At 23.4% G+C, this 770-nt stretch carries 1 protein-coding gene; it reads left to right on the forward strand.

Annotated features, from left to right (window positions below):
- Window positions 1–216: 216 nt before the first annotated feature.
- Window positions 217–770, forward strand: a 554-nt coding sequence (locus tag KGF52_RS21025; protein WP_227841525.1) for an RNA-guided endonuclease TnpB family protein, incomplete at its 3' end; no start/stop codon positions are given.

Raw genomic sequence — 770 nt, forward strand, 5'->3', positions numbered from 1 at the left:
AAACTCTATAAATTAATATAAATACTTTATAATTCGTCAAATGTTAAATTAAATAAACTTGCAAAAAAAGAAACTCTTTATTTATGAGTGTTCCTGTAATTTTCACAATGGCTATAATTAGATTATTTTAATAACCTCAAAATAATTGTATTACAATTTCAATATATTTATAATGTAATATCACTATGATACAATAATTTAGAAGAGGTGAGAAATATGATTAAAGCCATTAAAGTTAGATTATATCCCACTAAAAAACAAGAAGAATTAATGTTTAAAAGTGCTGGTATTTCAAGATTCTCTTATAACTGGGGATTAGCTTTTCTTAATAAATACTATGAAGAAAATAATAAATTTTTACAAATAGATAAATTAAGAAAAGAATTTACAAGATTAAGAAATAACAATGAATTTAGCTGGTTAAAAGAAGTATCATCAGAAATACCACAACAGGCTCTCAAAGATTTAGGAGAATCATTTAAGAAATTCTTTAAAAAAGAATCTCTTTATCCTAGATTTAAGAAAAAAGGCAAGTGTGAAGTTTCATTTTTCCATTTAAATAACAAGTTTATAGTAAAAGATAATTATATAAAACTTGAAAAAATAGGTTATGTAAAAATGAAAGATGAAGGCAGACTTCCTATTGGTAACTATAAAAAGGATAAAATAAAAGTTCTAAATCCAAGAGTAAAATTTAATGGAAAGTATTGGTACTTGTCACTAGCAATGGAAGTTGAGGAAAAAACTGATATTAAACTTACTAATGAAAG

This window comes from Clostridioides sp. ZZV15-6597 (assembly GCF_020657815.1).
GTDB lineage: Bacteria > Bacillota > Clostridia > Peptostreptococcales > Peptostreptococcaceae > Clostridioides.